Source organism: Williamsoniiplasma luminosum (genome assembly GCF_002803985.1).
GTDB lineage: Bacteria > Bacillota_I > Bacilli_A > Mycoplasmatales > Mycoplasmataceae > Williamsoniiplasma > Williamsoniiplasma luminosum.
On record NZ_CP024963.1, the window covers coordinates 912815 to 927232 of the forward strand.

General features: G+C 29.4%; 13 protein-coding genes and 1 riboswitch. Of the genes, 4 read left to right on the forward strand and 9 right to left on the reverse strand.

The genetic code is table 4. The features are described from left to right. Positions 1-66: 66 nt before the first annotated feature. The 5 genes from ELUMI_RS04040 to ELUMI_RS04060 form a co-directional block, all read right to left on the reverse strand. Positions 67-363 (reverse strand): MPN207a family PTS transporter accessory protein, encoded by a 297-nt coding sequence (locus ELUMI_RS04040; protein WP_025734822.1) that lies wholly within the window; start codon positions 361-363, stop codon positions 67-69. Between the two features lie 127 nt (positions 364-490). Beyond that, complete coding sequence (locus tag ELUMI_RS04045) at positions 491-2137, reverse strand: PTS transporter subunit EIIC (protein WP_025734823.1); 1647 nt, start codon at positions 2135-2137, stop codon at positions 491-493. Positions 2138-2251: 114 nt separating this feature from the next. Beyond that, positions 2252-2830: a hypothetical protein gene (locus tag ELUMI_RS04050; RefSeq protein ID WP_025734824.1), complete on the reverse strand. Its 579-nt coding sequence runs from the start codon at positions 2828-2830 to the stop codon at positions 2252-2254. Positions 2831-2842: 12 nt separating this feature from the next. Then, a complete protein-coding gene (locus tag ELUMI_RS04055; RefSeq protein WP_025734825.1) occupies positions 2843-3088 on the reverse strand; it encodes a hypothetical protein in 246 nt (81 codons plus the stop codon). 1 nt (position 3089) lies between these two features. After that, positions 3090-4256 (reverse strand): SIS domain-containing protein, encoded by a 1167-nt coding sequence (locus ELUMI_RS04060; RefSeq protein ID WP_035019158.1) that lies wholly within the window; start codon positions 4254-4256, stop codon positions 3090-3092. 129 nt (positions 4257-4385) lie between these two features. On the opposite strand from ELUMI_RS04060, the gene ELUMI_RS04065 reads away from it, so the two are divergent. Then, the gene (locus tag ELUMI_RS04065; RefSeq protein WP_025734827.1) at positions 4386-5159 is read left to right on the forward strand and encodes a DeoR/GlpR family DNA-binding transcription regulator; all 774 of its coding nucleotides are present in this window, start codon (positions 4386-4388) and stop codon (positions 5157-5159) included. 60 nt (positions 5160-5219) lie between these two features. On the opposite strand, the gene ELUMI_RS04070 is transcribed toward ELUMI_RS04065, so the two are convergent. After that, positions 5220-5693, reverse strand: a complete 474-nt coding sequence (locus ELUMI_RS04070; RefSeq protein ID WP_025734828.1) for a PTS sugar transporter subunit IIA — start codon at positions 5691-5693, stop codon at positions 5220-5222. A 101-nt stretch (positions 5694-5794) separates the two neighbouring features. Between ELUMI_RS04070 and ELUMI_RS04075 the strand changes: the two genes are divergently transcribed. Both ELUMI_RS04075 and ELUMI_RS04080 read left to right on the forward strand, forming a co-directional pair. Continuing rightward, on the forward strand, positions 5795-6724 hold the full coding sequence (locus tag ELUMI_RS04075) for a TMEM164 family acyltransferase (protein WP_198514013.1): 930 nt from the start codon (positions 5795-5797) through the stop codon (positions 6722-6724). Between the two features lie 470 nt (positions 6725-7194). Beyond that, positions 7195-8586 carry a lipoprotein gene (locus tag ELUMI_RS04080; RefSeq protein ID WP_100618554.1) on the forward strand — a complete coding sequence of 464 codons (1392 nt, stop codon included), beginning with the start codon at positions 7195-7197 and terminating at the stop codon, positions 8584-8586. A 289-nt stretch (positions 8587-8875) separates the two neighbouring features. Here the strand turns inward: ELUMI_RS04080 and ELUMI_RS04085 are convergent, their stop codons facing one another. Continuing rightward, positions 8876-9088: a hypothetical protein gene (locus tag ELUMI_RS04085; protein WP_025734735.1), complete on the reverse strand. Its 213-nt coding sequence runs from the start codon at positions 9086-9088 to the stop codon at positions 8876-8878. Positions 9089-9478: 390 nt separating this feature from the next. Between ELUMI_RS04085 and ELUMI_RS04550 the strand changes: the two genes are divergently transcribed. Further along, positions 9479-9691, forward strand: a complete 213-nt coding sequence (locus ELUMI_RS04550; protein ID WP_156921436.1) for a hypothetical protein — start codon at positions 9479-9481, stop codon at positions 9689-9691. Positions 9692-10463: 772 nt separating this feature from the next. Here the strand turns inward: ELUMI_RS04550 and ELUMI_RS04090 are convergent. Both ELUMI_RS04090 and ELUMI_RS04095 read right to left on the reverse strand, forming a co-directional pair. Further along, positions 10464-11924 carry an NCS2 family permease gene (locus ELUMI_RS04090; protein ID WP_025734736.1) on the reverse strand — a complete coding sequence of 487 codons (1461 nt, stop codon included), beginning with the start codon at positions 11922-11924 and terminating at the stop codon, positions 10464-10466. A gap of 137 nt (positions 11925-12061) precedes the next feature. Then, a riboswitch (nucleoside riboswitch) is annotated at positions 12062-12125 on the reverse strand. 140 nt (positions 12126-12265) lie between these two features. Then, positions 12266-14386, reverse strand: a complete 2121-nt coding sequence (locus ELUMI_RS04095) for a S8 family serine peptidase (protein WP_156921437.1) — start codon at positions 14384-14386, stop codon at positions 12266-12268. Between the last annotated feature and the right edge of the window lie 32 nt (positions 14387-14418).

The following is a 14418-nucleotide window of genomic DNA, read 5'->3' on the forward strand; positions in this document are numbered from 1 at the left end:
ATCAAAAAAAATGGAAAAAATGGAAATTACTCCATTTTTTCCAAAGAATCAAGACCTTTTAGGGCTTTAAATAAAATATCCAATTCCGACACCAAATAAAACTAGACCAGCAATGAAACAAACCCCAATGATGAAAAAGTATAAATATTGAATTCAAAAATTAAAAATTTTATGCGTAAATTTTTTATCTTCTAATTTAAACCCACGGTTTTGTGCATCTTTTTTTCTTTTTAATACTTCTTTTAAAAGAAAGATCACACCAATCCCTAAAAGCAAACAAACAGCTCCCACCACAATAAAAATAATGGCTGTTGTTTGTGAGATTGGTGAAGTTGAGTTCGTTAATAAATTAATTGCAATCATCTGGCTCCTTGCAATGATTATGCCTTAATATCAGAAAAAGATAAATGCGATTAAGGATTTTAACTTATCTCGGGCAAGAAAAATTAAACGCAAAAGTGCGTTTAATTTTGAATCAGTGTTGTTGTTTTTACTTTTTCATCACTTGAATGTTTGTCAAATCTTTTTCACGACCTGGAGTTGGAATATCCAATTTTTTGATTGTGAAATAGAATGAGAAGAAGTAAACTGGGGCAATTAATGCTGCCAATAATAACATTCATAATGGATTTGAAGTGACCCCATAAACTGGTCCATGAATAAATGCTTCAGCTTTGCTCATTCCTCAAGAATTAGCAAAAGAAATAATGTAATCAATTAGACCAGCTGAGAATCCAAATCCAATATGCATATGCATCGCAATTCCGATTGCAGCAAAGATAGCTGTGAAAACAGCATTATATGCTCATAGAATTGGACCAACAAAGATGAATGCAAAGACAATTGGTTCATCGATTCCAGTTAGGGCTGCTACAAACGCAATTCCAGCTAAGAAAGTAATTGTTTTTTTACGGTTTTCTTTTGGAGCTGCTAACACCATTGCACCAGCCGCAGCTGTTAATCCCCCTCAATACATTGGGAAGTATCCAGTTTGGAACGTTCCAGAAATGACTGATTTTTGGAACGCGTTAATATCTCCAAAAACTGTATACATTCCAGCAGTTGCTGATGCTAAATTCCCTGTGGCAAAAATTGTGTTATTTGAATTTGCAACCAATCCTTGTCTTAGAACAAAGTAATCTTTTCAATTGCTTTCTGTGATACTAATGTTTGTTTGTCAGTGTGAAGCAATTGCTTGTAAATTGGCGATGTTAAATTTATCACCCCCAAAGGCATCCATATCTAAAACAATTTTTCCATTAATATCTGTAATGTAATTTTCAATTGGCATTTGGAATCATAAGAAAGTGTTAATAATGTGATGTAAACCAAATGGTTGAATAATTCGATTGACCAGAGCGTATAAAAAGGCACCTGGAATCGATCAAGCATCACTTGATGAAATTAAACCACCGAATTTAACTAATCCAAATTGGATTCATGGTCAAATTACAGAAAATAGAAAGGCTAATGGTAATGAAACCAACATCACCATCATCGGAACAAAGCGACGTCCACCAAAGAAACCTAAAGCTTCTGGAAGTTGAATGTCTTTAAATTTGTTATATAGATAAGCAGTCATCGAACCAGAAATAATTCCACCCAACGCTCCAATATCGAGAATGTACTTACCACCTGTTACCTCGATTTTGTTGTTGACCATACCAAATGTTTTAACATAAAACAATTCAGAGAAAGCTTTTCCATCATGGGTGTCAAAAGTTAACACCCCTTTATACATCAATGATGGCAAACCACCTTCAATTAAGAAAGCGGTAATCGCCAGATACATCAATGCTGCTACCAAAGCAACCTCACCACGGTTTTCTTTGGCTAATCCAAAACCAGTTCCAATTGCAAAAAATAATGGTAAGTTATCAAAAACAATGGCCCCTGGTCTTGAAATAATAAATCCAATTCAATTTCCAACGTTTCTAACTCCGTCTTCGATGGGATTTAAATCCATTCCCAACGTTCCAAAACGGTTTAACAAAGCTGCAAACGGTAGGATCGCAATTGGATATAATAATGCTTTTCCCAGCATTTGCAGTCTGGCAAAAATTCTACTTCAAATTACTCGTGAATTAGAAGGTTGAAGATTGTTTGAATTTTGTTTTTTTAATTTTAAAAAATTCATTTTGAGTTTTTCCTTTCTCATAAATTATTGTATTCCTAAAAATAGAAAAGTGATAAATTTTTATCACTTTTTTTAAAATTTTTTTAAGTTTTTAATCAGACAATAAAAACCAACTTATTTTTGATTGATTAAATCAAAAATAAGTTGGTTAAATGCTCATAAATCTGGTTCTGTTAGCAACTGAAATTTCACAGATTGGGTGTTGTTGTAACAAACAATTTCAAAAATTAAGGCTTTGGTTTTAAAGTCATAAACTGTTTTTAAATAGAAAAGATCTTCAATTTTAAAACTTTGATTAGGTGAGCCTGGAACAATCAATTCAATCACCTTTTGTTGGTGGTCAATGTGCATTTGACCATCACTAGTTTTAATCTCTTGATTTTGTTTTCGATTGGAATCTAAATAAGCATCAAAAAGCATTAGTGAATGATTGATTCGGCGTTTTTGAATGTAAGCTGATTTTTCAATGTAAAGATCTAAAGATTTATCAAAGACTTTAATCCCAAAATTCATATCTTGAATTTTGGTGGTTGGAATTAAATGATAATTGCTTTCAATATCGGTGATAATTTTGGATAAATTGATAAAATTTTTATTTCTTTTGTTGGCAATATGCAAAAACGAAAAGAAACAAAAACCTAAAACTAAAACCACCGCCACAATGACTGGAATAACTCATTTTTCTCAATTCATATTTCCTCGTTTCTACTTAAAATAAGTGCTAATAAACACAATGAAGACCAAAAAATCAGCAAGCGTAAATAAAATTAAGAGATATAAAATAAAAAGTTTAAAGTAACGGTTGGTAAATTTTGTTTCGCGAATTTTTAACTCGCGTTTTTCTTTATAAAAAATTATTGATCAATAAACAAGGGCTGCAATTAAAATTGGTAACATAATTCCTGTCGCGATAATCAATCCAAGCATGGCTTCATGGGATATATTGGTCATTTTATTTTAAAACTTCTTTCTCATAAATTATAACCCCAGCAACAACCCGATTAACTAACCCTGATGGTCAAGGGTTGTCGGGGGTTTTGCCATTATCAAGTGACTTATAAAAAGCATATAATTGCGTCAAAACAATATAATTTAATCCCAATAAAGCCGTTGAATCTTCTTGAAATTCACAATCAAAATAAAAGTTTGCTAATGCTTTAGTTTCCAAATTATTTTTATAATCAAAAACAACTAAAGTTTTTGCTTGTTTTTGATGACTTAATTCTTTTAATAAATCAAGGTCATAAACTCTTTTATATGGGTCTTGATTCATAAATAAGAACACAATGCTTTCTTGATTTAAAACCGATTTTGGACCGTGTCTAAATCCAAGTGGGGTGTTGTAAAATGCTGTTTTTGCCCCAGCTGTAAGTTCTAAAACTTTTAAATGTGATTCTTGAGCAATCCCATTTAAATTTCCAGATCCTAAATAAACAATGCGTTCATGTTGCATTTGAGCAAGCTTAGCAATTTCTTGATAATGTGTTTTGATATTTAAAGACACCGAAACTGCTAATTGTTCGACTCTTTTAACATAACGATCAAATTCAAAAATATTAAACACCATTAAACATGCCACCACCATACTTGAATAGCTTGAAGTCATCGCAAATGATTGATCATTTGTTTGTTCTGGTAAAACAATTTTTAAACAATTTTTTTGGTCTGTGGCAACTTGTAATAATGCCCCATCTTTATTACAAGTAATAATGATGTGCTGAATCTTTTCCACAAATTGATTCATCATTTTAAAAGTTGCCACAGATTCAGGAGAATTACCACTTCGGGCAAACGAAATTAAAATCGTTGGAGTTTTTGGATTCACATATTCTTCAATATTTGAAACAATATCTGTTGTTGGAATCACTTGAGCATCAATTCCTTGCACAATCAAATCTCTCACAAGGGATGAACCAACAAATTCACTAGTTCCAGCCCCAGTTAAAATTACCTTTGTGGTTGGGTGTAAATTTTTTTGTAAAAATTTTTGAATTTCAGCGGCATTTTCTTGAATTATTTGACTAGTTTGGATTCACATTTGTGGTTGTTGCAGAATTTCAGTTAAAGTGTTAATCCCTTTATTTTCTCTTAATTCTTTTTCGGTAAAATTTAAAATCATTGCTCTCCTTTTAGATTTAATTTTTTTTCACTAAAATTAATCTACCTTTAGTTTAACAAAAAAGTGAAAAAAAATTATCACTTTTATAAAAAAAACTATAAAATTTTAATAACGAAGAAGGAATTGATTATGAATAAAATTGAACGTCGAAACGCTGTTGTTGAAGTTTTGAAAAAACGCCAACAAATGTCTTTGAAAGAATACTTTAGCTTGACATTAGAAGCTGGAATCGTCAACATTACTGCTAGACGGGATTTAGCGTTTTTTGAAAAAGAACACTTAATTAGTTTAAAAACCGGGTTAATCAAATACATTGGTAATTACCAAATTGAAAAAACGCGCAACGAACAAATTAATTTAAATCACGCAACTAAAAATGCAATTGGTAAATATGTTGCTGGTCTTTTAAATGAAGACGACATCATTTATGTGGATCCAGGAACAACAAATGAATTGTTTGTTAAAAACATTAAAACCCCAATTAAACAATTAGTGACAAGTGGGTTGCATATTTTTAATCAAGCCAGGAGAAACCCCAAAATCAAAGAGATTATTTTAATTGGTGGGGAATTAAAAACCTCGACCGGAAGTTTTGTTGGTGAATATGCTCTTAAAACAATTGAACAAATTTGTTCTTTTGATAAAGGGATCTTTACTGCCAATAGTGTTGATGAAAATTTGAATTTTTATAATAACAACCAATTAGAAGGTGAAGTTTATCAAGCAGCTTTGAAAAAAAGCCACCAGAAATTTGCTTTAATTGACCCGAATAAATTTAAAATTAAAGGTGATTATTACAAGGTGGGTGATATTAACACTTTTGATCTTTTCGTCACTAGTGCTCAAATGCCCAAAAAAATCACTGACCAAATTGCTCCTGAAAAATTAAAAATAACACAATAGTTCTCTCAAAAGAACTTTGTGTTATTTTTTCACTATTAATCTTTAATTGAGTTTTTCAAATTATTTGAAAATCGCAATTAAATCACCTTTTTTAACTGCCCCAGTTTTTAAAATTTCCATTTTTTTACCCATATCGTTAGTAAAAATAATTGGAGTTTTAATTGAAGGGACTTTATCTTTGATTTTTTTAAAATCAACATCCACTAGTTTATCTCCAACTTGCACATTTTGTCCTTGTTCAACAAATGAAGTAAAACCTTTACCATTTAAAGTTACTGTATCAATTCCGATGTGTAACAATAATTCAATTCCACTTTTATGTTTAATTCCATAAGCATGTTTAGTTGGAAAAGCAGTTACTAGTTCTCCATCAATGGGGGCCACAAACTCTCCATCAGTTGGATCAATGGCAAAACCATCACCCATCATTTTTTCTTTGAAAACATCATCTTCAACTAATTCTAGTCCAATCATTTTCCCATCAACTGGGGCAAAAATTTTCACTTCATTGTTTTTCTTTTTAAACAATCACATATTTTCTCCTTAAGAATATAAATCTCAAATTTTATTTTACATTATGCGAATATTATTATCAATTTAAAAATGTTATATAATAATTTATGTGTTGAAAAACAGTGAAAGGACTTATTTTATTTATGGATCATTTAGCAGAATTTCTTTTTAGTCTCATTGCCTCAATTGCTTTGATCTCCTCATTATTTATTTTTCATAAGTTTTGAGCCAAAACCGCTAAAACTTATTGAGTGAGAATTATCGTGGGTTCATGATTACTAATTGGGGAAATTTGATTTCTTGTCACTAAAGATATTTTTGTCTTTAAATTCGCTGACGGAACACTAAATCCGATGTTTATGTATTGAGAGTTGTGTGCGATTTTAACTGTCACAGCGATCATTTTGATGGTTGTCCCATCAAAATTAAATTTAGATTTATTTCTTCCTTTTGCGATTTTAGCCCCAATTATTGTGATTGTGGTTCCAACTGCTGATACAAAAAGTTGAGGCTTTGACAACTTTAGATATTGAAATTACTACTTTGGACACTTAGGACTAATGTTTGCTTATTTATATACTTATTTATTCGGTTATACTAAAGCCAAATTGAGTTGACAAAGCATCAGAAGATCAGCCGCATTCGCGATTTTCTTAGCTACATTCTTAATGGTTTGAAACATGGCATATTCACCAAACAATCCGCTTGAACCAGTTCCAGCTGGTGAAGATTTAAATAAATGATGAGGTCCAAATTACCTATACAAATTCTTAATGTATTACTTAGGAATGGGTCGATTCAGTTTATTAAACCAATACTTTTTAATGATTTTTGTTTTAATGCCATTGATCTTAACTTTGTGTTGAACTATGTTATATTTCTTAAGACCAATGTATGCAAATTGTGGAACCCAAAGATTAAAATTTGATATTCATGAAAACATCTTAGGTTTTAGAACAATTTTTACAAAAGCCAATTTTAAACAAACGTCAAAATCATTGCTTAATAAAATTACAACTTCAGGCAAAAAACCACCTCTTGATAAAAATTAATTTAAGTTACTTATAAAAAATAAATCCAATAATCACACTTTAAAAAATAGTGTGATTTTTTTGAGCTCGATTATTAAAAGATATTTGCTATATTTTATCTATGAAACAGATTAGCGATATAACTCTTAAATTGAACAGGACATTGATCATCTTAAATATGCCAAAAATGATCAAGTGCAAGGTTTTACGGCCTTATATTGAATTTAACTTTTTTTGAACTTTTTAAATAAAAACATGTTTTTTAATGGTTTTTAGGTAGTTATAGCAATATTTATTCACTTTTTCGATTTTTAATGTTTGCAAATAAAAAAAAAAAAAAAATATAATAACTATGATTTGCGGACATTTAAATCAAAATATCATTAAATCTTTTCAAATAAATCCTCCGAAAGTTTTTATTTAATTGAAGAATTTGATTGAGATGTGCAAATAAAAAACATTATGAAATAAAAGGAGTTCAAAAAGAAAGAATGAAAAAATTATTAACATTATTAGGAAGTGTTGGAATGGTTGCTGCAACAGCTGCAACAGTTGTTGCATGTAACCCTGGCAAAAATGATGCTAAAGTATCTGATTCAACAATAAAAGTTGGTAAACATGGTGAAATCAACCTTACCAGAGATGAAATTAAAGAAGTTGAAGGATACAATGATGTAAAAGCCTATGAAGAAGGTTTTGTTCCAGCACCAGCTACAAAAGCGGATGCAGAAAAACCAAAACCAGTTTTAGATAAAGTAAAACTTGAAAACGGAGTAATTAGTTTTACAGGTTTAAAAGAAGGTAAAGCTACAATCGTATTACAAGGGACAAAAAAAGCACCAGTAACACCAGGAACTAAAACTGATGCGGCAGCTCCAAAACTTGAATTGTTGAAGACAAAATTCACAGTTATTGTTGAACCAAGTAGACAACCAGTAAAATCTATTAAAGAAGTGATCAAAACTCTTGCTTTAGGTGAAATCGCTGATGTTAAACCAGAAACTATTTTAGCAACAATTAATAAAGTAAATGCTGGTGCAAATCTTCTAGCTACAGATATTAAAATTGAAGTAGGAACAGATAACAAATCAGCAAAAATTATTGGTCAAGGTATATTTAACGGAGATGTTACAGTAACTTTTACAGTTAAAACACCAACTGAAGATAAAAGAACAGATATTGGAACTCTTGTCAAAACATTAGGGAAATTAGAAGTAGATACTACTAAAGATGCAGTTATTGATGCATTTATTGCTAAAAACCCAAATGCAAAATTAGTTAAAGATGAATTACAAATTAAAGATGAATTAGCTGCAGATGCAACTACAGCTAAAATTGAAGTTAAATCAACTTCAACAACTCACAAAGGTTTTGTAGATGTAAATTTTGAAAAAAAACCAGTTGAAGGTTCTAAAACAGATATTGGAACTCTTGTCAAAGTATTAGGGAAATTAGAAGTAGATACTACTAAAGATGCAGTTATTGAAGCATTTATTGCTAAAAACCCAAATGCAAAATTAGTTAAAGCTGAATTACAAATTAAAGATGAATTAGCTGCAGATGCAACTACAGCTAAAATTGAAGTTAAATCTTCAACAACTCACACTGGGGTTGCTGATGTAACTTTTGAAAAAAAACCAGTTGAAGGTTCTAAAACAGATATTGGAACTCTTGTCAAAACATTAGGGAAATTAGAAGTAGATACTACTAAAGATGCAGTTATTGATGCATTTATTGCTAAAAACCCAAATGCAAAATTAGTTAAAGATGAATTACAAATTAAAGATGAATTAGCTGCAGATGCAACTACAGCTAAAATTGAAGTTAAATCTTCAACAACTCACACTGGGTTTGCTGATGTAACTTTTGAAAAAAAAGCATAAAATAAATACAAAAAACATATTGAAAAATAGTATAAAACTTAAAAATCACACTTTTTATAAGTGTGATTTTTATTTGTCTGTGGGGCTTAAATAAGTTATTAATTTACAAATGTATCATTTTAATCATATATTTAATCAATTTCCTATAATCTATAATTACAAATTAGAATATCTCTTTGGCATATTGTTGAATTAGTGTGTTTTTCTATTCAACACCAAATCTTCAATCTTACAAACATATTTAATTATTAAACAAGATCAATAATCATTTTAATCATTGATGCTCAGATTAAAGGATTAACAGTCATTTAATATAAATTTCTTTTGTAAAATACTTTTTTAGATAAAAAGCTAAAAAAGTTGCACCAAGTGCTGCAAAAGATATGGGAAGTAAATAATTTAATCCAAGATCACCTTGACCAAACATTTGATAATTAACTAATAAGTTCATTAAACTTGAAACCATAATTTTTGTATGACTAATTGGGGTTGCTTGTTTCATGTTTAAAAAACATCAAAGTAGTAAGATAGGTATAATAATTGCCCCACCCCCATTCCTGTTAATGCGGTAATAATTCCTGCAAAAAAAGGAAATGAACGCCACTTTTAAAATATTAATTTTGATAGCTTTTTGTTGATTAATCTTGATCAACAAAAAGCTTTTTTATCAACAATTATTTGTTGGGTCTTCTTTTTAAAAACATATTCTGACAAGATTAAACAAATCGTGACAATTCCTAAAAAGACAATCATAATGATTTAAATGATAAAAGCATTAAAAAGCGTGTTTAAATAATTACCTAAAAAGATGGCTGGGGTTGTGAAAAAAACAGCAACTATAAGAATCAGATAATTAATATTCTTTTTAAAGGATTCAAGAACAACATTAAAAGTGGTGCTAATAAAAACTAGAAAAGTCGAAATAAATTTAATTTATTCCATAGATTTTGAAGTCAAAATTAGTAAAAATAAAGGAACATATAAGACCCCACCCCCAACTCCAGAAAGTGAACCTAAAAAAGCAATCAAAATGGTTAAGCAAAACAATAAAATAATTATTTCTATAGTGGTCATTTTAATGTTTCTCTTTATGTTATATCTTTAACTACTAAATAAATATGTTAGCTCATGAAATGCCTGTTATAAGCCCAATTTTTGGCAACATCGAGTTAATCAACTTGTACATAGTTTTTCTATTAGTCTTTTTGTACTTTTTATCTTAATAATTTAATTTTTACATTTTTTGAATTTGATTAGACTATTTCTCTTAAAAATAATTTTAAAATTCATTGATATTAGAAGATAAATACATGAAAAAAGAATTGTTTATTTCATTTAGAAGGTATAATTAATAAAAATAAGGAGGTAATTTATTATGGATGACATGAAAGAAACATACGAATGAGTCGTTGCAAATATTGACTCTTGAGAAAAAACAATTTTAAAAGATAAAAATATAATGGGTGCAGTAAAAAGATTGGCTAAAAGATAGTAAATATAATTGCATTTAACTATTTTAGCTTTGCAAATTTTTACACATTAAAAAATGTTTTAATAAACATCAAAAACAATTATGTTTTAATTTAAAGAACATAATTAATTCAAATAACAGGAGGTCGTTTGTTATGGAAGAAAAAAATTATGATTGAGTCGTTGCAAATATTGACTCTTGAGAAAAAAATATTAAAAAAGATAAATATGTAATGGGTGCATTAAAAAGATTAGCCAAAAGATAATCAATCTCAGCATATTTATGTAAAAACTAAAATACTAGCAAAAGCTAGTATTTTTTGATTAAAGAAACAAAAAATACCAATTGAAATCACAAGTGCAACACTTGTAATTTCAATTGGTAAAAAATGAGTTTTAAAGCATATCTAATTCATAAAGGCGTAAGCCACTAAGTAGATCACGAAGACAAAATCTAAGATCCAGACTAAGTAATGAACTTGTTTAGCGCGTTTGGTAGCAATCGCCCCAATTGAATAAGCAATAATTCCTACAACAATTCCATTGGCAATTGAATAGGTAATAATCATAAAGAGAATTGTGAAAAAGGCTCCAAGTCCAATTTCGGTTTTACTTCATTCAATATCCATAATTGATTTAATCATCACAGTTCCAATAAAGACGGTAGCCGCCCCACTTAAACAATCAGGCATCATTCTAAAAATGGGAAATAAAGCTAAACTTAAAAGAAAGCCAAAACTTGTAATGATGTTGGCAAAACCAGTTCTCGCCCCTTGCATAATTCCAACACAGCTCTCTGTGTAACATGCCATATGTGAAACTCCTAGTCCAGATCCTAAAACAGTTGCCCCAGCGTCAATCACTAAGGCTTTATGTGAAAGTTGTTGGTTTAACCCAGATGCACGATTCATTTCAATATTGACACTTGTCAATGTTCCTGTCGCATCAAAAAAGTTTAAAATAATAAAGATAAAAATTGAGATATACATTGTTGGTTTAGCTCAAATCACTGGGTTTAAAAATTGTTTATATGTATTTTCTAGATTCGAAAAGAACCCTTTAAATTCATCATAATTCCATTGTCCAGCTTTTCATTTGGCAGCCCCAAATGAATGTTGAATTGCTTCATTATCAGTTACATTGGCTAAAATAATTGCAATAATAAATCCCCCAATTAGCATGACAATAATTGGGGCAAAGAACTTTTTATAAAATAAGATAATCGCCCCAAATAGAACCACAGTTCCTAAAATTATCCCTGGGTAATTTAATTTAAAATTTGATAAATTAGCAACTGGTAAACCTGATGCTGATTTTTCAACTCAACCCATATTCACAATTCCGACATAAGCGATGAAAAATCCAATTCCAACCCCAATCGCTAAGTGAATTGAGTGCGGTAAACTTTTGATTAACATCACTCGTAATTTTGTCACTGACATAATACAAAAGATAATTGAAGAAATTGTTGTCGCAATTAATGCTCCTTCATAACCAATCCCACCTTGATTGGCAATGTTAAAGGAAAACATCGCGTTGAGCCCCATGCTTGGGGCTAGTGCAATTGGGACATTGGCACAAACCCCCATGATAAATGTGGCAACAAATGAAGTTAGGGCAGTGGCGACAAACACACCCCCGGCATTCATAAATTGGTTTGGATCAGCCACACTTTGAGCTTTTCCTAATAAGTTTGGTTCAACTGATAAAATATAGATCATTGATAAAAAGGTACTAATTCCACCAATAATTTCCTTTTTAAAAGATGTATTAAAATCACTAAATTTAAAATATTTAGCGATTTTATTATTCTGAAGATAATTTTGTTTTAAGCTTTTATCAGCTTTAAATGTTTTATTCTTGTTCATTAAACTCCTATTTTCTTAAAACCAAAAATAGAAAATTTAAAAATAAGCCACTAGGTGAAAGTGTTTAAACAAAAAAGCTCTATTAATTTGGTTTTTATCCCGTAATTAATAGAGCTTTGCAGCAAAGTTCAATAGTAACTTATAGTAATTAGATCGGTCTAATTGTAGAAACACCAACCCGTTATGTTGGTTTATACAAGCGCTATTAACTACATAATCATTTTATCTTTTTTTTGCTTGTTAATACAAAATTTTATAAACAAAATTAGATTTTGCAGTAAAATTTTGTAAAAAATTACAAAAAATCATCTTTAATCGTATTCACATTAATACTTTCTTGATTACAATTCGATATCAATATCGATATCACCATAATTGAAAATTGAAATTATGTTTTCAAAATTTAATTCTTCAAAATTTATTAATGAATTCTCTGCAATCTCTTTTAAATGCACCATAATTCCATACTCAACAGAAGGAATCCCATGATTAAGTAGATCCATTCTTTCAACAACAAAAGAAAAAGACTCTTTACTCTTTAATGAAATTGGGTTATTTTCACTAAAATTCTTATCAAAAACAACTGTATTCGGATTATATTTTCCAAAATATTCCTTTAAAGCCTTTTCGTCAGCATCAACGCTATCTTTTTTTGATATTGGACTTAATATATTACTTCGTGAGGACCCATTCTTTTGAGCTAACCTAAAACTTATATCTAAAGGAGAATATTCATCTCCGATTTCTATTTCATTAGGAATGTTGTAACAAACAGAATACGAAGCTGAAAATTCTGTTTTATTTGAACTATTAATAGGAAGATTTACATCGATTTCATATTTGCCTTTTGTATCAATAAAACCTTCTATAAAAATAAAAATATCATTTTCACCTTTTAATATTTCAAGATCTGGAATACCATGTGAATTTGATTTCGATAAATAATTGATCACCGCTCTCGCACTTTGGGGAGAAATTTTAAAATTTTCAATTAAATATGCAACTTTTCTAGTTACCAATGGCGTTGAAAATGAAGTTCCATTTTCAATCTTTAAGTTCTCAGATAAACCAGGTAATGAATGAACAATTGGTCCACCCCAATATGGATTACCCCTATTGTTTCCGAATTCATAACAATTCGGTTTTTGATACATTCCAAATATTTTTCCAGATCCAGACCTTTCTCATTCTAGAACTTTTCCAGTTGTTCTTGATTTATATAAACTCCCCACAGATATAGATGTTAAAGAATCTGCTGGAGCACTTAAATTTCTATTTTCTGAATTACCAGCAGATGTTACAATTTGAACTCCAAATTCAAATTGTAATTTATCTATCAATTTTCCAAAAGGAGTTATTATTAGTTCGTTATAACTTTTCTCAGAACCTAAAGAAATGTTTCAAATTTTAATTTCATGATAATTTTCTGAAATAATTTTATGTATTTTACGCATTAACATGGATGTTAAAATTCTTCCCTTTGGTAAAACATTAAAAGATCTAACTCTAAATATCCCTAATCCATCTTTTTCTTCGTTTATAAAATCATTTAATGAAATTATTGACGCAACTTGTGTTCCGTGATCCAAATCTTCGTTTTGATGGATTTCCAACATATCATATTGGCTTTCAATAAATTTTTGTTCTCATCATTCATCAATATATTTAACTCGAGAATCTATAAGACCGATCACGGTTTTATTAATATCTTCATTTTTTATAATGGGCAATTCCACTTTGCTGCTTTGAATGAATTCTTGAACATCTAAATCAATTTCAATATCATTCATAGTTTGTGAAAAAATAAATGGATATTTTGTAACAATTTGATTGACTTTTTCAATATCGATATTTCAAAACTCTGAAGCAATTAAAGATTCTTCACTTATATCGATTCCATTATCTAAAAGTAAATCAATAATTTTATTGAAATTATTGATTTTAAGATCTAGGAATGAAAAAATTGGTGTTTTTTCAAATGGTTCTATTAAATTTATTTTTAATTCAAGTATATTCACAAAATCGTCTAACAACTTTTTATGCATAGTTTTTAATGAACTGTATTTAAGAGTTATTAGTTCTTTTATTTTTTGGTTTTTTTCTTCAGCTTTTTGATTAGAATTGGTTATTTCAGTAACTTCCTTTTGAAAAATGGGATTTTTCAATATGAAATCTTCAACCTCGCACATATTGTCGATTGTTTTATCCAAATCAGAAATAGATAAAGAGTAAATTACATCTATGCGTTCTAACTTATTATTACGATTGAAAATATATTTAGACCCTATTTGATTCGGTCCAGAAAACTCATGATTTACTAAAATCGCTTGAATCCTAAATGTTTTAGGGACAACCCTTTTATACGAAACCGTCACAGGAAATTCTGCAAACTCTTGGAAATCTAAAAAATACTTTTTAATATTTTTTAATGATTCTATTGAATCATTTATGGTTTTTTTCATATCATAGTTTCATTTTTCAAATGAAAATTTTC